At 68.4% G+C, this 22,741-nt stretch carries 16 protein-coding genes; 6 read left to right on the top strand and 10 right to left on the bottom strand.

Going from position 1 to position 22,741, the window contains the following annotated elements:
- The first annotated feature begins 97 nt into the window (after positions 1 to 97).
- Positions 98 to 1,117 carry a nucleoside hydrolase gene (locus tag NM2_RS32175; protein WP_169816276.1) on the top strand — a complete coding sequence of 340 codons (1,020 nt, stop codon included), beginning with the start codon at positions 98 to 100 and terminating at the stop codon, positions 1,115 to 1,117.
- Between the two features lie 24 nt (positions 1,118 to 1,141).
- Positions 1,142 to 2,041, top strand: a complete 900-nt coding sequence (locus NM2_RS32170; RefSeq protein WP_067676831.1) for an amidohydrolase family protein — start codon at positions 1,142 to 1,144, stop codon at positions 2,039 to 2,041.
- Positions 2,042 to 2,089: 48 nt separating this feature from the next.
- Here NM2_RS32170 and meaB read toward each other — a convergent pair whose 3' ends face one another.
- The 3 genes from meaB to NM2_RS32155 form a co-directional block, all read right to left on the bottom strand.
- Complete coding sequence (gene meaB / locus NM2_RS32165) at positions 2,090 to 3,064, bottom strand: methylmalonyl Co-A mutase-associated GTPase MeaB (protein WP_067676904.1); 975 nt, start codon at positions 3,062 to 3,064, stop codon at positions 2,090 to 2,092.
- Positions 3,065 to 3,327: 263 nt separating this feature from the next.
- Positions 3,328 to 5,583, bottom strand: coding sequence for a methylmalonyl-CoA mutase (scpA, locus tag NM2_RS32160; protein ID WP_067676829.1), 2,256 nt, complete (start codon positions 5,581 to 5,583; stop codon positions 3,328 to 3,330).
- A gap of 3 nt (positions 5,584 to 5,586) precedes the next feature.
- Complete coding sequence (locus NM2_RS32155) at positions 5,587 to 7,446, bottom strand: methylmalonyl-CoA mutase family protein (protein WP_067676827.1); 1,860 nt, start codon at positions 7,444 to 7,446, stop codon at positions 5,587 to 5,589.
- A gap of 223 nt (positions 7,447 to 7,669) precedes the next feature.
- On the opposite strand from NM2_RS32155, the gene NM2_RS32150 reads away from it, so the two are divergent.
- The 3 genes from NM2_RS32150 to NM2_RS32140 all read left to right on the top strand — a co-directional run bounded on the left by NM2_RS32150 (position 7,670) and on the right by NM2_RS32140 (position 10,404).
- Positions 7,670 to 8,377, top strand: coding sequence for a TVP38/TMEM64 family protein (locus NM2_RS32150; RefSeq protein WP_067676825.1), 708 nt, complete (start codon positions 7,670 to 7,672; stop codon positions 8,375 to 8,377).
- Between the two features lie 231 nt (positions 8,378 to 8,608).
- Entirely contained in the window at positions 8,609 to 9,445 is an 837-nt protein-coding gene (locus tag NM2_RS32145) for an SAM-dependent methyltransferase (RefSeq protein ID WP_067676823.1), read from the top strand.
- Positions 9,446 to 9,492: 47 nt separating this feature from the next.
- Positions 9,493 to 10,404 (top strand): serine/threonine-protein kinase, encoded by a 912-nt coding sequence (locus tag NM2_RS32140; RefSeq protein WP_157121441.1) that lies wholly within the window; start codon positions 9,493 to 9,495, stop codon positions 10,402 to 10,404.
- A 109-nt stretch (positions 10,405 to 10,513) separates the two neighbouring features.
- On the opposite strand, the gene NM2_RS32135 is transcribed toward NM2_RS32140, so the two are convergent.
- The 6 genes from NM2_RS32135 to NM2_RS32110 all read right to left on the bottom strand — a co-directional run bounded on the left by NM2_RS32135 (position 10,514) and on the right by NM2_RS32110 (position 18,535).
- The gene (locus NM2_RS32135) at positions 10,514 to 10,843 is read right to left on the bottom strand and encodes a transglycosylase family protein (RefSeq protein WP_067676822.1); all 330 of its coding nucleotides are present in this window, start codon (positions 10,841 to 10,843) and stop codon (positions 10,514 to 10,516) included.
- Positions 10,844 to 11,182: 339 nt separating this feature from the next.
- Positions 11,183 to 13,150: a tetratricopeptide repeat protein gene (locus NM2_RS32130; protein WP_067676820.1), complete on the bottom strand. Its 1,968-nt coding sequence runs from the start codon at positions 13,148 to 13,150 to the stop codon at positions 11,183 to 11,185.
- Positions 13,147 to 15,345: a hypothetical protein gene (locus NM2_RS32125; RefSeq protein WP_067676818.1), complete on the bottom strand. Its 2,199-nt coding sequence runs from the start codon at positions 15,343 to 15,345 to the stop codon at positions 13,147 to 13,149. Before NM2_RS32125 ends, NM2_RS32130 begins: the two co-directional genes overlap by 4 nt.
- Positions 15,342 to 16,736, bottom strand: a complete 1,395-nt coding sequence (locus tag NM2_RS32120; RefSeq protein WP_067676816.1) for an ABC transporter substrate-binding protein — start codon at positions 16,734 to 16,736, stop codon at positions 15,342 to 15,344. Before NM2_RS32120 ends, NM2_RS32125 begins: the two co-directional genes overlap by 4 nt.
- A gap of 83 nt (positions 16,737 to 16,819) precedes the next feature.
- On the bottom strand, positions 16,820 to 18,103 hold the full coding sequence (locus NM2_RS32115) for an SPFH domain-containing protein (RefSeq protein WP_067676814.1): 1,284 nt from the start codon (positions 18,101 to 18,103) through the stop codon (positions 16,820 to 16,822).
- Positions 18,104 to 18,535, bottom strand: a complete 432-nt coding sequence (locus tag NM2_RS32110) for an NfeD family protein (protein ID WP_040824680.1) — start codon at positions 18,533 to 18,535, stop codon at positions 18,104 to 18,106.
- Positions 18,536 to 18,615: 80 nt separating this feature from the next.
- On the opposite strand from NM2_RS32110, the gene NM2_RS32105 reads away from it, so the two are divergent.
- Entirely contained in the window at positions 18,616 to 19,431 is an 816-nt protein-coding gene (locus tag NM2_RS32105) for a DUF3097 domain-containing protein (RefSeq protein ID WP_067676812.1), read from the top strand.
- Positions 19,432 to 19,440: 9 nt separating this feature from the next.
- Here the strand turns inward: NM2_RS32105 and NM2_RS32100 are convergent.
- On the bottom strand, positions 19,441 to 22,741 hold a 3,301-nt coding region (locus NM2_RS32100; RefSeq protein WP_067676810.1), incomplete at its 5' end, for a HAMP domain-containing protein.

Here is a 22,741-nt window from a genome sequence, read left to right as displayed (position 1 = left end):
AGGCGGCTCCCACACCGGGGCCGCCTCCGGGATCCGCCCCTCGGCGGCCCCGCCACGCAGCACCGATAGGATCGTGCTGGTGCGGCAGAAGATCATCATGGATGTCGACACCGGCATCGACGATTCCCTCGGACTGCTCTACATACTGGCCAGCCCGGAGGCCGAACTCCTCGGCATCGCCTCGACCGCCGGTAATGTCCCCGCTCCTCAGGTGGCGACGAACAATCTGGCCCTGCTGGAACTGTGCCGGGCGCCCGATATCGAAGTGGCGCTCGGCGCGGACACCCCGCTGGCGATCCCGTTGCGCACCACCGAGGACACGCACGGACCCCAGGGCATCGGCTACGCCGAATTCCCGCTCCCGCCGCGGCGGATCTCGACCCGGTCCGCGGCCCAGCTGTGGGTGGATCTGGTGCGCGAACATCCCGGGGAGATCGTCGGGCTGTGCACCGGGCCGCTCACCAATCTCGCACTCGCGCTGCGGATCGAGCCGCGGCTGCCACGGCTGCTCGGCCGGCTGGTGGTGATGGGCGGGGCGTTCAACCACCCGGGCAACACCACGCCCACCAACGAGTGGAATGTGCACGTGGACCCGGAGGCGTGGCAGGAGGTCTTCGCCGCCTTCGCCGCCGCACCGGCCGACCGGCGCCCGCTGGTCTGCGGGCTGGACATCACCGAGGCCATCGAGATGTTCCCGGACCACCTCGCCCGGCTGGCCGAGCGCGCGGAAAGCCTTCCGGCACACGAGGTCTCCGAGACCGATACGCCCGGCACGCGGTCGAAGGCGAGCAACCCCATCGTGCGGTTCCTGAACGACGCGGTGCGTTTCTATTTCGAATTCCATCGCCACTGCGACCAGGGCTATCTCGCGCACATGCACGATCCCTTCGCCGCCGCGGTGGCACTGGACCCCGGCCTCGCCCGCACCAGGGCGGCGACGGTCGAGGTCGAACTGGGCGGCACGATCACCCGTGGCACCACCGTCGCGGACTGGGCCGGGATGTGGGGGCGCGAACCCAATGCGGACATCGTCATCGGCACCGATCCGGCGGTCTTCTTCGACCGGCTGATCGAGCGGGTGGGAGATTTCGCCCGCACGGTGTATCCGGCCCGCTGATAGAGGAATCGAGAAGATCGCAGCATGAGCGCAGACGAGGACCGGAGCTATGTCCACGAATTCCCGCGCAGGCTCGGCCTGCCCGGAATCATCGATGTGCATACGCATTTCATGCCCGAGCCGGTGATGCGCAAGGTGTGGGCGTACTTCGATTCGGCCGGGCCGCTGACCGGGCGGCCGTGGCCGATCGCCTACCGCGACGAGGAGCAGGTCCGGTTGAAGACATTGCGCGAGTTCGGTGTTCGCGCATTCACCGCACTGGTCTACCCGCACAAGCCGCAGATGGCGGCCTGGCTCAACGAGTGGTCGGCCGAATTCGCGGCCCGTGCCCCGGACTGCCTACACACCGCGACCTTCTTCCCGGAGCCGGATGCGGACCGGTACGTCGCCGCGGCGATCGAATCCGGCGCGCGAATCTTCAAGGTGCACATCCAGGTCGGCGATTTCTCCCCTGTCGACCAGCTGCTCGCACCGGTATGGGAAGTGCTGTCCGAAGCAGGTATTCCGGTGGTCATCCACTGCGGATCCGGTCCGGCCCCCGGCAGATTTACCGGACCAGGCCCGATTGCCGAACTGCTGCACCGCTTTCCGCGCCTGCGCTTGATCATTGCCCACATGGGCGCGCCCGACTACACCGAATTCCTCGATATCGCCGAGCGATATCCGCTGGTCCACCTCGATACGACGATGAACTTCACCGATTTCTTCGATTCGCGGGACCCGTTCCCCGAGAACGAGCGTACCCGCCTGCTCGCGCTGGGCGATCGCATCCTGTTCGGCAGCGATTTCCCGAACATTCCGTACCCGTACGCTCACGCGCTCTATGCCCTGGACCGTCTCGAACTCGGTGAGGACTGGCTTCGCGGGGCGTGCTACGGAAATGCCGCCGAGCTTTTCGGGTTGGAGCCGCTCGCGCAGCGCTAGAATCGGTCCGGAATGGACGGCGAGAACGATCCTCGCGCTGAACGGATTTCAGCCGTCGAACGCGCGCAGGATCTCCTCGGCGGCCAGCGCCGGAGTCAGCGAACCGTCCCGGACGCGATCCTCCACGCCGGTCCGGATGGCTCTCACCTCGGGACTGTCGGCCAGGCGGCGCAGGAGTTGATCGTGGACCATGGTCCAGGTCCAGTCGACCTGCTGGCGGCGGCGTTTCTCGGCGAACTCCCCCGCCTCGGTGAGCACCCGGCGATGCGTCAGCACGGTATCCCAGAACGTGTCCAGGCCGGTGCCGTTGAGTCCGCTCATGGTGAGAACCGGTGGGCGCCAGAGGGAGTCGCGCGGATGGATCAAGCGCATCGCGCCCTGTAGTTCGCGAGCGGCGGATTTCGCCTCGAGTTCATGGCGGCCATCGGCCTTGTTGACCGCGACCAGATCGGCCAGTTCCAGCACGCCCTTCTTGATGCCCTGCAACTGATCTCCGGTACGGGCCAGGGTCAGGAAACAGAACACGTCGACCATATTGGCGACGGTCACCTCGGACTGGCCCACGCCGACGGTCTCCACCAGCACCACGTCGTAGCCGGCGGCCTCGAGCAGGACGATCGTCTCCCGGGTCGCCTTGGCCACCCCGCCCAGGGTGCCCGCGGTGGGCGAGGGCCGGATGAACGCGTCGCGTTCGGTCGACAGCCGCGCCATCCGGGTCTTGTCGCCGAGGATCGATCCACCGGTGCGGGTGGAGGACGGATCGACCGCCAGCACCGCGACACGATGCCCCTGCCCGATCAGATACATGCCGAGCGCGTCGATGAAGGTCGACTTGCCGACGCCCGGAACACCGGTGATGCCAACGCGATTGGATCCAGCGGCGCCCTCGGAGCCGACCTTCAACAACAGCTGCTGGGCCAGCTCGCGATGATCCGCGCGGCTCGACTCGACCAGGGTGATCGCCCGGGCCAGACCGCTGCGCTCCCGCTTGCGCACCGCCTCGGCCAGCTGATCGACATCGATCGTGCGACGTTGCGCGGCAGCCGAACCCGCGCCCGCTCCACCGGCGGAACTGCCGACGCCCGAGGTCGAGGTCAGCCGCGGATGTCCGGCGGGGACCCAGTCCTCCCGCCGCTGGTGTCGCGCGGCAGCCGATTCGGCGCTCCCGGCCCCGGGGGCCTGCTCGCCCGGCGTCTCCCCGTTCGGCGGGGCGGCGGACCCGGTCGAACGACGGTGGTCCGTGGCCGAGACGGACTCGGGCCCACCGTTGTTCGCGCCCTGCTCGTTCATTCGCCCGCGCCGGAGCCGATCTCGTGCCCGAGTCCGGCGGCCAGTTTCTGGAGCAGATCCGCCGCGGCGTCGGCGATGACCGTGCCGGGCGCGAAGATCGCGGCCGCGCCGGCGGCATACAGCTCGTCGAAGTCGCCCGGCGGGATGACACCGCCGACCACGACCATGATGTCGGGGCGACCGACATCGGCCAGCGCCTGCCGCAGCGCGGGCACCAGGGTGAGGTGACCGGCCGCCAGCGAGGACACGCCGACGACGTGCACGTCGTTGTCCGCGGCCTGCCGCGCCACCTCCTCGGGAGTCTGGAACAGCGGGCCCACATCGACATCCATGCCCAGATCGGCGAAGGCCGTGGCGATCACCTTCTGACCGCGATCGTGCCCGTCCTGGCCCATCTTGCAGACCAGGATGCGGGGGCGGCGGCCCTCGGCGGCGGCGAACTCCTCGACCAGCGCCATGGCCCGGCTGATATTGGTCACCTTCCCGGCCTCCTCGCGGTAGACGCCCGAGAGCGTGCGGATCTCGGCCTGATGGCGTCCGTACACCTTCTCCAGCGCGTCGGAGATCTCCCCGACGGTCGCCTTCGCGCGCGCCGCGTCGATCGCCAGCGCCAGCAGGTTGTTGTCCATCCCGCCCTCGGAAGATGCTGCGGCCCTGGTCAATTCGGCCAGCACGCGCTCGACCTCCGCCGAATCGCGTTCGGCGCGCAGGCGGCGCAGCTTCTCGTTCTGCTCGGTGCGCACCCGGGAGTTCTCGACCTTGAGCACCTCGATCGGGGTGTCCTCGGTGACCTGGTACTTGTTGACCCCGATCACCGGCTGCTGGCCGGTATCGATGCGCGCCTGCGTGCGCGCGGCGGCTTCCTCGATGCGCAGCTTCGGAATGCCCTCCGAAATCGCCTGCGCCATACCGCCATGCGCCTTCACCTCGGCGATGTGGGCGCGGGCCCGCTCGGCGAGCTGGTGGGTCAGCCACTCCACGTAGTAGGAGCCGCCCCACGGGTCGATCGGGCGCGTGGTGCCCGACTCCTGCTGGATCAGCAGCTGGGTGTTGCGGGCGATGCGCGCGGAGAAGTCGGTCGGCAGCGCCAGGGCCTCGTCCAGGGCGTTGGTGTGCAGCGACTGGGTGTGGCCCTGGGTGGCGGCCATCGCCTCCACACAGGTGCGCGCGACGTTGTTGAACACGTCCTGCGCGGTCAGCGACCAGCCCGAGGTCTGCGAATGTGTCCGCAGCGAAAGGGATTTGGCGTTCTTCGGCTCGAACTGCGCGACCAGTTCGCTCCACAACAACCGGCCCGCGCGGAGTTTGGCGACCTCCATGAAGAAGTTCATCCCGATCGCCCAGAAGAAGGACAGCCGCGGCGCGAACTGGTCGATCTCCATGCCCGCCTCGATACCGGCCTCGAGGTACTCCACGCCGTCGGCGAGGGTGTACGCCAGCTCCAGATCCGCGGTGGCCCCGGCCTCCTGGATGTGGTAGCCGGAGATCGAGATGGAGTTGAACTTCGGCATCTTCGCGCTGGTGTAGGCGAAGATGTCGGAGATGATCCGCATCGAGGGCTTGGGCGGATAGATGTAGGTGTTGCGGACCATGAACTCCTTCAGAATGTCGTTCTGAATGGTTCCGGCCAGCTGTTCTGGCTTGACGCCCTGCTCCTCGGCGGCCACGACGTACAGCGCCAGGATCGGCAGCACCGCGCCGTTCATGGTCATCGACACCGACACCTGATCCAGCGGGATCCGGTCGAACAGCTCACGCATATCCAGGATGGAATCGATGGCGACACCGGCCATACCGACGTCACCGGTGACGCGCGGGTGATCCGAGTCGTAGCCGCGGTGCGTGGCCAGGTCGAAGGCGACCGACAGGCCCTTCTGGCCCGCGGCCAGGTTGCGGCGGTAGAAGGCGTTCGAATCCGCGGCGGTGGAGAAGCCCGCGTACTGGCGGATGGTCCACGGCTGGTTCACGTACATCGTCGGGTACGGACCGCGCACGAACGGCGCGACACCGGGCACGCTATCCAGCGGATACCCTTGCGCGGCAACCTGATCGCGGTCCGCGCGGGTGAACACCGGCGGCACGTCGATGCCCTCGGGGGTGGACCACACCAGCTCTTCCGGGGTGTACCGGTTGGCTTCGGCCGACGCGCGCACGAACTCGCGCACCTGCTCCTCGCCGACGTGCGCGGAGCCCGGCTCGCCGCCGGACAGCGGCACCTCGGCGAAACTGCCGATCACGTTGTTCTCACTCATCCTCTAGGCTCCCAGCTTCTCCAGCAGGCCGGACAGTGCCTCGACCGCATCCATCCGGGCGGTGAGGTATCCGTCCGGGCGATGCTCCTGCGGCACTTCGGCCACGGCCTTCTCCGGACCGGCCAGCAGCACCGTGGGCACCCCGGCCTCGCGCAGCTGCTTCACCGCCGCCTCCGCCTCGTTGCCGTAGCGCGCGTCCGAACCGCACAGGACCGCGACCTTGGCGCCGGATTCGGTTGCGGTGGCGCCGATTTCGGCAAGTTCCAGCGCGCCCGGACTGTTCGTCTCGATACCGCCCGAGGCGAGCACGTTGGCGGTGAAGGTGACCCGGACATTGTGTTCGGCCACCGGTCCGAGCGGAATCAGCACGGCCTTCGGGCGTTCGCCGTGCGCGGCGAGGTACGCGTCCGAGCGGTTGCGCAGCGCCTCGAACGCCGCGCCGTAGCGGGCCACGGCCGCGGGTTCGCGGGCGGCCTCGGACAGCGGCGGCTCGGCCAGATTCGGGAATTCGTTGACACCGGTCACCGACGTCTTGCGGTGTGCCACATCGCGATCGCGCTGCGCGCGCGTCTGCGCGACACGCTCGGCCAGCAGGCCCGAGGCCAGCGCGGCCCGGTATCCGCCCGCGGCCTCGAGCTCCTGCATGAACTCCCACCCCTTGGCGGCCAGCGTGTCGGTCAGGCTCTCCACGAACCACGACCCCGCGCCGGGATCCTGCACATGTCCCAGATGCGATTCCTCCAGCAGCAGCAGCTGGGTATTGCGGGCCATGCGCTGCGAGAACGCCTGGGACACTTCGAGTTCCCCGGCCGGGAGCGCGGAGTCGAAGGGCAGCACCGTCACCTGATCGGCACCGCCGACGCCGGCGCCGAAGGCCGCCAGGGTGGTGCGCAGCATGTTCACCCACGGGTCGCGCTGCGTCATCATCGGGGCCGAGGTGACCGCCCACTGCGGGGCGTTACCGGCCTCGGGGGCGCCGAGTTGCCCGGCCACGCGCGCCCACAGCCGGCGCGCGGCACGGAACTTCGCGATCGTGCCGAACTGGTCGTCGGTGGCGGCGAAGCGGAACACCAGCTGACCCAGCGCATCGGCGACCGGCACACCCGCGCCGGTCAGCGCCCGCAGGTACTCCAGGCCCGCGGCCACCGCCGCGCCGAGTTCCTGCGCGTCGGAGGCTCCCGCGTTGTGCACGGCCACACCGCACACGGTCAGCGCGCGGATCGTCTCCGGCCGCGCGACGGCCTGCTGGGCCAGCGCGACCGCCGTCTCCAGATCGGCGTGGTCGGTGCCGTTGAACTGGCTGGTCAGCGGGCTCACACCCAACGAGACCTGGATGTCGGCGCGCTCGGCCGCCTCGTAGCCGTCGAGGATCGAGAACAGCTGCGCGGCCGCGGCGCTCACCTCGGACCCCGCGTCCAGTGCCAGCGGGGCGAGCTCGAACAGCAGACCGCGCAGCGCCCGCGGCAGGTCGGCGACCGGAACACCGCGTTCACCGACACCCAGCCACACCGAGCCGACGCCGTTCTCCAGCGCTGCCAGGATCTCCTCGTTGACCGCAGCGGCGTCCGAACCGTCGAAACGGGCGGTCACGTACCAGCCGCGATGCACGTCGCGGGTCGGGTCGTTGCCGCGCAGGAAGGGGAATTCACCGGGCAGCGGCGGCTCGGGCAGTTCGTCGCGGCGGGTGTAGAGCGGGGCGATCGTCAGTCCGTCGTAGGTGGACACGTCCAGCAGGCGCTCCGGCTCGTCGCCGAGCTCGGCGGCTTCCACCTTGCGCGACTTGGCCAGCACCCCGGCCACACCCTTGCGCCACGCGGCGTAACCGGGAACCGGTTCCGCGCCGGGATCCGAACCAATCGGCATCGCTGCTGTACCTCTTCCACTCGAGTCCGATACATCTAGCTCTACCGGACACCGGGATCGGCGACCAACTCTTCGCACCACCTTCGCACACCGCTGTGTGCCTCGTTCGCAGCCGTCCGCCCGGTTCCGCGCGGCATTCGCGTACTCGCCGCCGCGGAGACGTTCGCTCGGCGTTCGACCGGCCCTTCGATGACCGTGTCGGCCCGGTCGATACGCTGTCCCGGTGCTGAGCAGACTCCGCAATCCGCGCGTCATCGCGCTGCTGGTGCTCTGCGGTGTACTGGTCGCGGTGGCATTTCTCACGCCGCATCCCGCGCCGCAGCAGATCCGTGACTGGGCGCATTCGGTCGGTCCGCTGTTCCCGGTCGTGTTCTTCCTCGTGCACGCGATCGTGACGGTCGCGCCGTTCCCCCGCACCGTGTTCACCCTCAGCGCGGGACTGCTGTTCGGGCCGGTACTCGGCGTCGGGGTCGCTGCCGGGGCGACGACCATCAGCGCCATCCTCGCGCTGCTGCTGGTGCGCGCGCTGGATCGTGACCAGGTGGCGGCGCGCCTGAACCATCCCGCGGTGCGCGCGGTGGATCGCCGGTTGGCCCGGCGCGGCTGGCTGGCCGTCGGCTCGCTGCGGTTGATCGCACCGGTGCCGTTCTCGGTGATCAACTACTGCGCCGGATTGTCCTCGGTGCGGATGCTGCCCTATCTGCTGGCCACGGTGATCGGCATTCTCCCGGGCACGGTGGGCGTGGTCGTCCTGGGCGACGCGCTGACCGGTCGCACCGACCCCGCGCTGCTGGTGCTGTCCGGTGTCTGCATCACCATCGGCGTCATCGGACTCGTCGTCGACGCCCGTTGGGGCGCAAGCCAATTCGCCGATCCGGCCGAGCCCGCCGGCACCGGAGAGTCACTGGCCGCCGAGCCTGCCGACGCCTGAACCGCCCGTTCGCGCCCTGGCCCTCGTGCACACCGAACGGAGGCCTCGACACATTCGGCGCCAGGGACGACGTCCCGCGAATTCGCCCCGTCCGGAACCTCGCAAGCCGGTCCCGGACGCAGGTGCCCGATATGAGCGCGACAGCGGAACCGACTTTCGCGAAACCCGGCCCATCCGGCCGCTGACCGGGCATAATCGTGCGTCGCGAACAGGACACCGGAGAGGGACAGCATGCCGGACGGCGAGACCGATGGCCGCCTACCCACCACGATCGACACCAGCGTCGCGCACGAGGCGCGCGTCTACGACTACTGGCTCGGCGGCGTGGACAACTACCCCGCCGACCGCAGCCTCGGCGAAGCGATCGCCGGGCACATTCCCGGGGTCCGCAGTATGGCGCGCGCCAATCGGGTGTTCCTCGGGCGCAGCGTGCGCTACGCGATCACCGAACTGGGCATCACCCAATTCCTCGACATCGGCACCGGACTGCCCACCGCGCGCAACACCCACCAGGTGGCTCAGGAGGTGAACCCCGCCGCGCGAATCGTCTACGTGGACAAGGATCCGATGGTCCTGGCCCACGCGCGGGCGTTGATGAAGGGCTCGCCCGAGGGCCGGACCGCGTTCATCCACGCCGATCTTCGTGATCCGGAGTCGATTCTGCGCGATCCGGGATTGTCCAGCACGCTGGATCCGGATCGCCCGATCGCGATCATGCTGATCGCGGTGCTGATGTACTTCCACGACGAGGACGGCCTGCACGATATCGTCGCCCGGCTGTTGGACGGCGTCCCGGCGGGTAGCTCCCTGGCCATCAGTCATTTCACCGGCGACTTCAACGACACCGGCGCGGCGCGCGCCGTGCAGGCGGCCGGACGGGGCGGGCTCACCCTCGTTGCGCGAAACCGGTCGGAGGTCGAAAAGCTCTTCGCCGGAACCGATCTCGTGCCGCCGGGGGTCACGACACTGGAGAACTGGCAGCCCGCGCTCGGTGAGGACCTCCCCGACGAGACCGACCCGCACGAGGGTCCTGCCTGGGCATGGGCCGGAATGGGGCGCAAACCCTGAGCGATCGTCACCGCGAAATCGGACACCGGCGGCTCTAAGCTGTGCCCGTGTTGTTCAGCGCAGGAGACCGGTTCGCGGAGTTCGTCATTCGAATGCCGCTGGGCCTCGGCGGCAGCAGTGAGGTGTATCTGGCCGACGACGGCCAAGGACCGGTCGCGCTGAAGATCATGAATACCGCCGCGAGCCGTTCGAGTCCGGCGCGAGCGCGATTCGTGCACGAATTCGAGGTCGCGGTGAAACTGCACCACCCCAATATCGTGCAGATGTTCGCGCATGGCGAATACGACGGACGCCTGTGGTCCTCACACGAATACATCGATGGCGCCGCCGCGCACGGACCCGCGCCGCGCCACGACCCGGATCCGGCGCTGGTGGTGGCGATCCTCACCGCCATCGCGCACGCACTGGACTACGCGCACGTGCAGGGGGTGCTGCACCTGGACGTCAAACCCGCGAACATGTTGCTGAGCCGGATCGAACCGGCGACCGCGTCCGAGTCCAGAGCGTTATCGGAGGGCGGTGCGTTCGCACCCGATCCGGACACGATGGCGCGGGTGAAGTTATCCGATTTCGGCACGGCCCGAAGGATCGACGGATCCGGTCCGCAGCTGACGCCCGAAGGATTCGTGGTCGGCTCACTCCCCTATGCCGCACCGGAATTGCTGTGCGGCCGAGCCCTGGTCCCGGCGACCGACCAGTACGCGCTGGCGTGCTCGGCCGCGGAACTGCTCACCGGGCAGCCGCCGTTCCCGCTGACGAGCCCTTTCCGGCTGGCCGACGCGCAGATACATACCGACCCGCCCGATATCTCCCGCCGCCGCCCGTGGCTTCCGACCGCGGTCGGCTCGGTTCTGCGCAAATGTCTGGCGAAGGATCCGGCTCACCGGTACGGCACCTGCGCCGAGCCGATTCGCATGATCGCCCGCGCGCTGCGCGATATCGACCCGGCCGACTGCTGAGCGGGCGAGCCGCTCGGCAGCATCCGTCGGACGAGACGATCACGGCCCCGTCGCCCGGAGATACCGGACGGCGGGGCCGTGATGGAGCGAATTCGTTCGAGCGCGCGGCTTACAGGCGCGAGCCGCACACCGGCCAGGCGCCGGGGCCCTGGCCGGCGAGCACGTTCTCCGCGACGCGGATCTGCTCGGCACGGCTGGCGTTGGCCGGGTTGCCACTGCCGCCATAGGAGTTCCAAGTACTCTGAGTGAACTGCAGGCCGCCGTAGAAGCCGTTGCCGGTGTTGGCGGCCCAGTTGCCGCTGGCCTCGCACTGCGCGACGGCGTCCCAGTTGTGCGCGCCCTGCGCGGAAGCGGTCGCGCTCATGCCGAACGGAACTGCAATGAGAGCGCCTGCGACGGCGGTAAGTCCGAGCGTGGTGATCTTGCGGTTGCGAAGCATATGGTTTTCCCTGCCCGCGCCCAGCCGCCACGGCGCTCGTACAGCGCCAGGCCTCGTCCCCGGAAATGTCGGGTCCGAACTCGAATCGCGGGACGAGGTTTCCGGTGTTCGACGATTCGAGTTCCAGCTCGATTTCCGAGCCGCCGACGACGGTAACGAAGAATTCGCGGCAGATCACGCTCGGATAACGAGTCGATACCGTAAACATATACATGAGGTTAGAACGACTTTCCGGCGGCTGACATCGAAAAGATAACGGATTACACAAATGTGGTTAACGGACCGTTACGTGTTCGAGATCACAACAAAAATGTGATCCAAGTCTCCGAAATTTCTTCCTCAGGACTCGCGAGATAGCGATCCGGCGTCCTCGGGGGCGGGTAGCGGCCAGCTGTCGACGCATTCGAGCAGCAGGCCGGTGGGCGGCCCCAGCCGGGGGTCGAACAAGCCCGGATCCTGCGTCAGCTGTTCCCGCACCCGCGCCAGCGCCTTGTTCGCAGGCAATTCCGCAGGTCCACGGCCGGAATCCGCATCGGGGCCGATTGCCTCGCGCATGCTCACCGCCTGGGCCAGCCAGCCACCGGCCTGCCGCAGCACCTCGCCCCGCCACGGCTCCCCGCTCACCAGTAACCCGCCGTACTCGGGGAACTCCGCGATCGCCGATCCCAGGTGCTGCAGACACCGGGACGTGCCCAGATCGTGATTCAGATCCCGGAAACGGGTCAACGCCCGTTGCCAGTCGTGCAGCGCCCGGCGCGGTTCGCCGCGGATCCACCGCAGCACGCCCAGGGTTTCGTAGACGTGCGCCAGCCCGGCCGGGTCGCGATCGTCACCGGCCAGCGTCTGCGCCACCGCGAGGCAGTTCCGCGCGGCCTCGAGCCTGCCCTCGTGCAACCGCACGATCGCCAGGTCGATCAGCAGGCTGACCGAACCGGCGGCGTCGCGGGCGGGCAGTCGCCGCCACGCCCGCTCGAGCAGTTTGCCCGCCTCCTTCACCTTCTCCGGGCTCGTCTGCCGGGCCAGCAGTTTCCACGCCTCGCGCTCATCGCGCCGGGCCGTCAGCGGAGCCTTGTACCGATGCAACCACGACACCGACGATTCGATCGCCGGATCCGGTTCACTGTCCGCCCCGGTTCTCCCATCGGCATCGAGTCTCCTGTCGGCATCGGCCAGCCGGATCCGCGTCAATTCGTATTCCACCGGCTGCTCCTGAGCCGTGAGGAATTTCGAAACCTGCTCGGCCAGGCCATTTTTCGCCGCGCTCCAGCCGTTGCGGGCATACCAGCGATCCAGGCCGTCCGCGATGCGCAGTAGATCCGGGACGGCCGCATCGCGCACAGCTTGCTTGCGCATTCCGCCGCATACCCTGATCAACCCGACCAGATGTTCGGCCTCCTGACCGAACCAGCGTTGCGCACCCGCGCTCAATCTGCGGGTATCCAGTGCGGCCGCCCACCGGGTCGCCAGATCCGCGTGGTGCCGCACCAGTGCGGGCAGCCCAGCGTCCCATTCGGGCTCGTCGTCGATCGGGCGGCATATTCCGTCGGGCAGCACACGCCACATGACCACCAACCGCACCGGCCCGAGTTGCCGGACGTTCTGCTGAATCAGCATCCGCTGCACCAGCACCCACAACACCAGCGCCCGCGGCACGACCCCGCGCCACACCACGATCCGACCGCCGACGCCCCTGTCCAGCACCCCTGCCCGCGTCATTCGGTCGATCTCCGCTCTCGCGGAGATCGGTTGCGGCGCCTCGTCCAGCGGTAGCCGCCGCCGGGCCGTCAGGACGGCCGAGACCAGGTCGTACAGTGCGGCAGCCTCGTACTGTTCGAAGGGCAGCGCGTCGAGAACCCGCACCACCTTGCCCGTCCACAACTGCCGGCAATCCGACGGATTCGGATATTCCCGGCGAGTGGTCAGCGCCGCCACTCGGTCCGGTTGCGGCACCGACGATTTCACCGCCGGGCCCGGCGAGATCAGATCGGCGGTGAGGCGCGTCTCCCGCCGCACGCGCAGCCGGTCCCGCATCGTGGCCAGTCTGCGCAGAATCAGGTATGCCGCCGCGATGAGGACCACGAGAATGGCGATCCGGCTGAGCCAGGACGACGCCGACGCCAGCGTCGGACTCTGCCCGACTCTGTTCTCCAAGAGTTTGCTGAACAATTCCAGCAGCAACGATGTGCTCAATACCGAGGCGGTCCGCAGGAATCCCTGCCACAGCGAGGATTTCGCGACGATCTGCACCGGCGATTCGACCGCGAATTCATCCGGGCCGAAGTCGGCGGAGTCTTCCACCGAGGTCATCGCAGCGCTCCTCCGGTCAGACCCGGCACCAGGAATCGCCGCCAGGTCGCCAACAGCAACACCACCGGCGGCACCGCGGACAACAGCGCCCCGGCGGCCAGATGCGCGGTGCTCTCGTGGAATTGCCGCGCGTCGCTCCACAGCAGCAGCGACCACGGACTCGCGTCCGCGCCGCGCACCTGCAATCCGATGAAGAAGTCGTTCCACACCTGCACCAGTTGCAGCACCGCCACCGCGACGAGAGCCGGTCCGGCACTGTGCAATACGCTGCGCACCATGATCGAGGTGCTCGCCGGTTCCCGGCGCGTGTCCGACAGCGGGCCGTCGGCCGGGGCCAGGAGTGCGCCGCGCAGGATCATGATCGCGATCGGCAGCCCGATCGCCGCGTGCGTCAGGATCAACGGTATCGACGTCCCGGCCAGGTCGTATCGATCGATGATCGCCCGGATCGGCCCCAGGTAGACCTGCGCGGGCAGGACCGCGAAGACGACCAGGAACGTCATCAGCACGCGCGAGGGCACTCTGTCCGGGCGCAACGTCGCCGCGTAGTAGGCCGGTGGCAGTGCCGCGCTCACGGTCAGGAAGGTGGCCACCACCGCGACCACCCCGGTATCCATCAGACCGCGCCAGAGTTCGGTGTCGCTCCAGATCGACGTCGGCCCGATCAGCGCGGGTCCGTCGAATCCCGCCCACGTCATCACGAACAACACCACCAGCGGAGCCAGGGCCGCCAACGGCAGGGCGCCGATTCGAAAGCACAGGCGGCCCGCGCGTACCACCGCCACCAGCCGACGTTCGGCCGGGCGCGAATCGAACCGCGAATCCTTCTGATTCACAAAGCCTTTCGCACCAGCGAGCCGAGCGACTCTCCCACCGATCGCGGACCGCACCGTGACCCAGCCCGTCCCGATCCCGCGTATCACCGGCCGCACGCGCGCCAGGATCCACGCCTCGTGCCTGGCCAGTTCCGGCCGGTCCCCGGTCGCGTCCGAAACGGGAAGGCGCAGCCGAACCGGCACCGTGGCCACGCCCGGTGCGGGCCACCGCGCGTGATGCCGTCGGATACCGACCTGCAGAAACCACGCGACGACACCGACCACCAGTGCCAACGGCAGCGAGAACGCCGCTGCGGCGACATGATCGGCCGCGGTGTCGGACGGCAGATGCCACCAGTGCACGGTCACGCTGTCCAACGTGTACTGCAGCGGGCCGGGCACGCCCACGAGAATGATGTCGAACACGCGCGCCGCGGCCACGGTGACGACCAGCCCCACGATCATGATGACCGGATTCAGCATCACCACCAGGCGCCAGTAGCGGCGCAGCCCGGTCTCGCGCTCCAGATACGCGCGGCGGACCGGATCGGACTCGATGCTGGCGGCCGCGGCCCGCAACAGGACGAACAGCGCGCCGAACCAGATCCAGGCGAACGCCGCGCCCAGCATCAACGCGTACAGCAACGCCTGGAACCGCACATCCGTGACCGGATCCACGATCGGCTCGAAGATCAGCCGCCAGGCCAGGCCCGCCACGAACGCCGAGACGCCGAACGGCACGATCAGCGGCCACCACGGCCACCAGGTGCGTCGCAGCAGCCAGGCCATCCAGACCGTGAATACGAGCAGTCCGAAGGTGGCGGCCACCCACACGAGCGTCATCCAATACGCTTCGCTCCCCGCGGTGGCCGTGATCGCGGCGATCATGCCCGCACTCGCCACCGCGGCGGGCAGCAGCGCCGCGCAATACCAGCGCCCCGGCCACCGCCGCCCGAGCCACCACCAGACCGCGAGCAGAACCGCACCCGCACCGGCCACCTGGGACCAGCCCCAATTCCCGCGCGCCCCGAAAGCGACACCCGCCCACGCGACGCCGACGAGCCACGCCAGCCACACGCACAACTCGGGCCAGCGCGGAACCCTGGGCCTGGGCGAACTCCACAGCCTGCGCCAGGTCCACACCGCGCAGATCACCGCGGCGCAGCACACGGTGACGAATCGGTGCCGAGGCGAGAACACCACGACCGCCACCGACCACCCGGTGGGCACCAGTACCAGCGCTCCCAGCGCCAGAGCCGGTATCTGCACAGCGAAGGCCACGACGCCGCGCAGATACCATCCGCCGATCAGCCGCCCCGACAGGCGGCGCGGCGCGAGTTCCATCGTCAGGCCATTGGCTTCGATCCGGTCGACGGTCATTCCCACGTCCGTTCGAGATCCGCGATGGCACGTTCGGTCGCCGGGCCGACCGCCCGCTCACCCCGATCGCCGACATCGATGAGAAAGCGGGTCAGTATGCGCCACAACCCATCTCGCCGCCCGCGCGGTCCGACCAGATCCGCGAAGTCGAACACGTCCCACCTGCCCATCCGGTCGGCGACGCCATCGAACAGACCGGTGTACGACGCGGGGTCGGCCGTCCGCACATTCGGCGGCACGAAGCCGCCGTAGCGGTCGATCCACGGTTGGGAGGCCTTCGCCGCCGCGAGCGCCGCGACCAGATCCTCAGCCCGGGGCGACGCGTCCGCGGTGATGACCATGACATCGCCGCCACCGATATTCGGCGGGCCGTCGGCCCACCCCTGATATCCCGGAAACCCGATCACTCCCACACTGCACTCGGGCCGCCCCGTCCGCCGCAGACTGTCCCGCACAATGGGTTCCGCATAATCCGGGGCCACGACCATGGCCGCGTGCCGATGCTGGAAGACATCGCGAATCGCGTCGGGAAACTGCCGCCGCAGCGGCTCGGCGACGCCGCCCGCGAACGCCCCCGGCACACACCAGATCTTGCCGAGCATCGTGAGCGCGGCCCGCACGTGGTGGTGATCCCAGTTCGCCGACGGCAGCCCGGGTTTTTTCGGCGGCCAGCAGTTGCCCGCCTCCGCGTCCGGTTCGGACAGCGCCACGTAGGACCTCGGGGCGACCGCGCGCAGCACATTCGCGAAGTGGTAGGCCAGTACCCAGCCGTCCGCCGCCCCGAGCGCGAACAGATGGCGGCCGCTGCGCGCGAACTGTTCGATATAGGCGGCCCAATCCGTCAGCGACCAGCGCTCGGGCCCGTCGATCCCGTTCCAGGAGCAGGTCCGGGGGTCGTATCCCGGAAAGGCCGAGCGATCGAACCACACCAGCGACATGTTGGCCGCCTTGAACGGGACGCCGTACAGCCGCGGGGCCCGACCGCAATCGGCGTGCCACAGCAGCTCGTACCAGGACTGGGAATAAGCCTGCTGACCGTCCGGCTTCCAGATCGCCTCGGCCCGCAGTTCCGACAGTGGCCGCAATCCCGTGCGGGCCGCGGTCTGGATCGAGCCCGGGTCGGGCAGCATGACGATGTCCGGCGCATCGCGCCCGCCCGCACTCAACGCGGTATTGATGTCATCGCCGAGCGGTACCACCTCCACCCGGCCGATGAACGTGCCCGCCGAGGCCAGTCCGGCCAGCACCGCGCGAAAGGCCGAGAGCTCGTTTCCGCTCCAGGACACCGCGATTCGCACCGCACCGGAATCCCCGCCCAGCACCTCCGGCGCGCACGCGGCGGCCAGCGGCAGGACGAGCCCGCCCTGCAGAATCGCTCGTCGTGCGATCATCCCCCTGATACCGCTTTCCTGGCAGTACGCGAACCGCCCTGTCCCGGTCCGTTATTCGAGTATCGACGGACCGGGACGAGGCGTTACCGCGCGGGCGGTTCCGGCGGGCGCCAGCCCTGCGTCTCGCCCTGGCCCGGACGCGGCTGCTGCTGATACTGCGACGGCGGCGGCGACTGGTACTGCGATGGCGGCTGCGGCTGGAACTGCGCCGGATGCGGCTGCTCGCTGATCGCGCCCTGTGCGGGAGTACTGCGCTGGCCGATCGTGGGCGCCTCCACCGGCGCGGCCGCGGCGGCCTCCGCCGCACGCACCGCACGTTCGGCGGCCGGGTCGGTCTTGACGTCGAACCAGTCGGCGACCTCGTCCGAATCGTCCTCGCTCCCAGTGGCTTCCGCGCCCTCGGTGCTCGGCTCGTAACGGAAGACACCGTCCTCGCCCTGAGTGCCGAAGTTGCGTGCGAAACCCTCCAGCGCCTTGCCGAAGTCGCTGGGCACCATCCACACCTTGTTGGCGTCGCCCTTGGCGACCTCCGGCAGCGTCTGCATGTACTGGTAGGCAAGCAGTTCCGGGGTCGGCTTGCCGGATTTGATTGCGGCGAAGACCTTTTCGATGGCCTTGGCCTGACCTTGAGCCTGCAGGTAGGCCGCGGCGCGTTCACCCTGAGCGCGCAGGATCCGGCTCTGCCGTTCACCTTCCGCGGACAGGATCGCGGACTGCTTGGAACCCTCGGCCGAGAGGATCTGCGCCTGCTTGGCGCCCTCGGCCGTGCGGATCTGCGCCTCCCGGTTACCTTCCGCGGTCAGGATCATCGCGCGCTTCTCGCGATCGGCCTTCATCTGCTTCTCCATCGACTCCTGGATCGACGGCGGCGGATCGATGGCCTTGAGCTCGACCCGCGATACCCGCAGTCCCCAGCGGCCGGTGGCCTCGTCCAGGACGCCGCGCAGCTGCGAGTTGATCTGGTCGCGGGAGGTCAGCGTCTCCTCTAGGGTCATACCGCCGACCACGTTGCGCAGGGTGGTGATGGTCAGCTGCTCGACCGCGGCGATGTAGTTGCTGATCTCGTAGACCGCGGCCTGCGGGCTGGTGACCTGGAAGTACACCACCGAATCGATCTGCACGGTCAGGTTGTCCTGGGTGATCACCGGCTGCGGCGGGAAGGACACCACCCGCTCACGCAGATCCACCTTCGCGCGGATCCGGTCGGCGAACGGGACCAGGAACGTCAGCTGACCCGAGACGGTGCGCGAATACCGGCCCAACCGCTCGATCACCGCGGCCTCGGCCTGCGGCACCAGGGCGATCGATTTGAACACCACCACCGCGACCAGCAGGACCAGGACGACGGCGACGATCAGTGCAACCATTTACGGCCCCTTCCACACGACGGCGTGCGCACCGTCGATCTTCATCACGTACACGGTTTCCCCTTCGGCATATTCTTCGGACGGGTCCAGGGGTCTGGCGCTCCACACCTCGCCATCGATCTTGACCCGGCCCGTTTCGTCGTTGACGGTCTCGAGCACCTTGGCCGTCTTGCCCGGCAGGGCGTGCACATTGGTCGGCGTCGGCGGCGGAACGGAGAAGCGCCGCAACATGATCGGACGCACCAGGAACAGCAGCGCAAGCGCGCTGACCCCGAAGACGATGGCGTCGGTGACCACCGCGGTGTCCGCGATCCCGGCCACACCGGCGGTCACCAGTGCGGCGCCGCCGAGCATGAGCAGCGTGAAGTCACCGGTGAGCATTTCGGCGGCGGCGAGCGCGATGCCCGCGACCAGCCACACGATAGCGGCCACGTCATCAACAGTAACCGTCCGGAACGTTCCGAACCGGGCAAGGACGCGCAAAACGTTGCCGAGACTGTATTTTCGAGCGGGTGAACGAGTACGGCGACATCTACTCCGGCCATTCCCGCACCCGCAAGCGCGCGGTGCCCGAGGTCAGCGCCGAACGCGATCTGGTCGCCGAGGACGCCGCCACCGGATTCTGCGGCGCCGTCGTGGGTTTCGAGCGCACCTACGACGGGGAGTTCGTCAAACTCGAGGACCGGCACGGGCTGGTGCGCCTGTTCGCGTTACGGGAGGCGGCGTTTCTCATCGATGGGAAACCGGTCACCCTGGTACGTCCCAAGGCCGCCGCGCCACAGCGGCCCACCCGCTCGGCATCGGGATCCACCCGGGTCGAGGGACTGCGCGCCCGCGTCGCGCGCGGCAGCCGCATCTGGGTCGAGGGCGTGCACGACGCGGCGCTGGTGGAACGGGTCTGGGGACACGACCTGCGGGTGGAGGGCGTGGTCGTGGAACATCTCGAGGGCCTGGACAATCTGGCCGCGCGGCTGACCGAATTCGAGCCCGGTCCGCGGCATCGGGTCGGCGTCCTGGTCGACCACCTGGTCGCCGGATCCAAGGAGACCACGCTCACGACCGGGCTGGGCCCGCACGTGCTGGTCACCGGCCACCCCTATATCGATGTCTGGCAGGCCGTGCGACCGCAGGCGCTGGGCATCGAGCGGTGGCCGCGGGTGCCGCGCGGCGAGGACTGGAAGACCGGCGTATGCCGCCGACTGGGCTGGGGCACACCGCAGGAGGGCTGGCGGCGGGTCTACGACGCGGTGGACTCCTTCCGTGATCTGGAGGCCCCGCTGCTGGGCGCGGTGGAGCGGCTCATCGACTTCGTGACCGAAACCGATTGAGCCGCACCGTTACTCGTCGGTCGGGACGTTCAGCCAGCGGCCGATGCGGGCCAGCAGATCGTCCGCGTCCACCGGTTTGGTGATGTAGTCGCTCGCCCCGGAGGCCAGGCTCTTGTCGCGGTCGCCTGCCATCGCCTTGGCGGTGACCATGATGATCGGCAACCGGTCGAATTTCGGCATCCGGCGGATCGCGGCGGTCGTGGCGTAGCCGTCCATCTCCGGCATCATCACATCCATCAGGATCACATCGACGTCCGGATGCGCCTGCAACGCCTCGATTCCCTTGCGGCCGTTGGGCGCGTGATTCACGCTCATCCCGTTCAGCTCCAGCATGCCCGCGAGGGCCAGGACGTTGCGGGGGTCATCGTCCACGAGCAGCACCCTGCGACCGTGCAGCCCCGAAATCCGCCTGGGACTGCCCGGCTGTTCGAGTTCGGCCGAATGCGGGTGGGCGAGCAGCAGAATGAAACGCTCCCGGAATTCGTCGGCCGTGCCGACCAGTTCCACCTGATGCGTCCGCACGCTCGCCTCCAGCATCCGGGACCGCTCCGCATCCAGCTCGCCGATCGGATAGGCAAGGACCGCAGCGCCTTTCGCCGTCATCGCGGAACGCAGGCCGCCCAGGAAATCCGTGCTGGCCGCACCCGGCAGGTTCACGTCCACCAGCACGCACTGGCAGGCCTCGGCCGCGGCGAGCGCCTGCTCACAGGTGCCGACCGACTCGAGCCGGACCGGGCCGTCGCTGTCGGCCAGCTGGGCGACCACCGCGGACACCAGGCGCGTCAGCGGGCGATCGGCTTGATCCTCCAGGACGAGCACTGTGCGAGCCGACGATTCGGGCCGGGTTCTGGATTCGGCGACGATCTCCGGTTGCGGCGTCAGCGGCAGCGTCAGCGTGAACGTACTGCCCACCCCGATCCGGCTCTCCGCGCTGATCTGCCCGCCCAGCAGATTCGCCACCTGCCTGCTGATCGACAATCCCAGTCCGGTGCCGCCGTAGCGGCGGCTGGTGGTGCCGTCCGCCTGCTGGAACGCCGCGAAGATCGTCTCCAGATTCTGCTCGGCGATACCGATTCCGGTGTCGCTCACCGAGAATGCGACGTCATCACCGGTGCGGCACACCCGGAGCCGGACCGTACCCGCCTCGGTGAATTTGACCGCGTTGGACAGCAGATTCCGCAGTACCTGGCGCAGGCGCAGCTCATCGGTGTCCAGCTGCGGCGGCGCGTCGGGCGCGACCTCGATCTCGAAGCGCAGCCCCTTCTGGGTGGTGAGCGGGCGGAATGTGGTCTGCACGTAGTCCAGCAGCTGGGGCAGCGCGACCGGCTCGGTGCGGATGTCCATCTTCCCGGCCTCGACCTTCGACAGGTCGAGGATGTCGTCGATCAGCTGTTGCAGATCCTTACCCGCGGACTGGATCACCTTGGCGAATTCCACCTGCTTGTCGGTCAGATTCCGCGAGGCGTTCTGCGCGAGCACCCCGGCGAGGATCAACAGGCTGGTCAGCGGTGTGCGCAGCTCATGCGACATATTCGCCAGGAATTCGGACTTGTACTTCGAGGCGAGGGCGATCTGCTGGGCACGCTCCTCGATCTCTTGGCGCGCCTGCTCGATCTCGAAGTTCTTCATCTCGATATCGCGGTTCTGGCGGACCAGCAGTTCCGCCTTCTCCTCGAGATCGGCATTGGACTGCTGCAACTGCCCGGCCAGCCGCTGGGACTCCCCGAGCAGGGCGTCGGTGCGGGCATTGGCCATGATCGTATTCAGGTTCACCCCGATGGCTTCCATGAGCTGTTCGAGGAAATCGCGCTGTACCACGGTGAACCGGGTGAACGCGGCCAGTTCGATGACCCCGAGCACCTGATCCTCGAAAACGATCGGCAGCACGATCAGACTGGCCGGATGTCCAGCACCCAGTCCGGACGATATCTGCAGGTAGTCCGGGGGCGTGCGCTCGATCAATATCGTCTGCTTGGACAGGGCTACCTGCCCGACCAGTGATTGTCCGAGATCGAAGATCGTGCCGTCCGCGATGCGCCCGTATCCGGCAATCAGGCGGAGCATCGAGCGCTCCGGCTCCGACTCCATGGAGAAGAACGCGCCGTACTGCGCGCCGACCAGTGGGGTTACCTGATTCATAATCAGCTGAGCGACGGCCGACAGGTCGCGATGGCCCTGCAGGCGGCCGGAAATCCGGGCCATATTCGTGTTGAACCAGGCTTGCTCCTCATTGGCGCGAGTGGTCTCGCGCAGGGATTGCACCATCGCGTTGATGTTGTTCTTGAGTTCGGCGACCTCGCCCTTGGCCTCGACCGAGATCGACCGGGTCAGATCCCCGGTGGCCACCGCACCGGTCACCTCGGCGATCGCGCGGACCTGGCGGGTCAGGTTTCCCGCGAGTTCGTTCACGTTCTCGGTCAACCGCTTCCAGGTTCCCGACACGCCCTCGACCTCGGCCTGACCGCCCAGCTGGCCCTCCTTGCCGACCTCGCGCGCCACGCGCGTCACCTCGGCGGCGAAGGAGGACAGGGTGTCGACCATCGTGTTGATCGTCGTCTTGAGTTCGAGGATCTCCCCGCGCGCGTCGACGTCGATCTTCTGGGAGAGCTCACCGCGCGCCACCGCCGTGGTGACCTGCGCGATCGAGCGCACCTGACTGGTCAGGTTGCCCGCCATCGAATTCACGTTGTCGGTCAGGTTCTTCCAGGTGCCGGCCACATTCGGCACCCGCGCCTGCCCGCCGAGGATGCCCTCGGTGCCCACCTCGCGCGCGACGCGGGTGACCTCGTCGGCGAAGGCGGACAGCGTGTCGACCATCGTATTGATGGTCTGTGCCAGGGCGGCGACCTCGCCCTTGGCCTCCACGGTGATCTTCTGCGACAGATCACCGCGGGCGACCGCGGTCGCGACCTGGGCGATGGACCGCACCTGATCGGTCAGATTGTCGGCCATGACGTTCACCGACTCGGTCAGACCCTTCCAGGTCCCCGACACACCCTTCACATCCGCCTGACCACCCAGCCGTCCCTGGGTGCCGACGTCGCGGGCCACGCGGGTGACCTCGTCCGCGAAGGAGGACAACGTGTCGACCATCGTATTGATGGTGTCCTTCAACTCGAGAATCTCACCCCGCGCATCCACCCGGATCTTCTGCGACAAATCACCGCGGGCGACCGCGGTGGTCACCTCGGCGATGGACCGCACCTGAGCGGTGAGGTTGTCGGCCATGACGTTCACCGACTCGGTCAGACCCTTCCAGGTCCCCGACACACCCTTCACGTCCGCCTGACCACCGAGGCGGCCCTCGGTA

Origin of the sequence: Nocardia miyunensis NBRC 108239 (assembly GCF_001613065.1) — a bacterium.
Classification (GTDB): Bacteria; Actinomycetota; Actinomycetes; order Mycobacteriales; family Mycobacteriaceae; genus Nocardia; species Nocardia miyunensis.
Note: the sequence above shows the minus strand (reverse complement) of the source record. Positions and strands in the feature narration are given on the sequence as shown.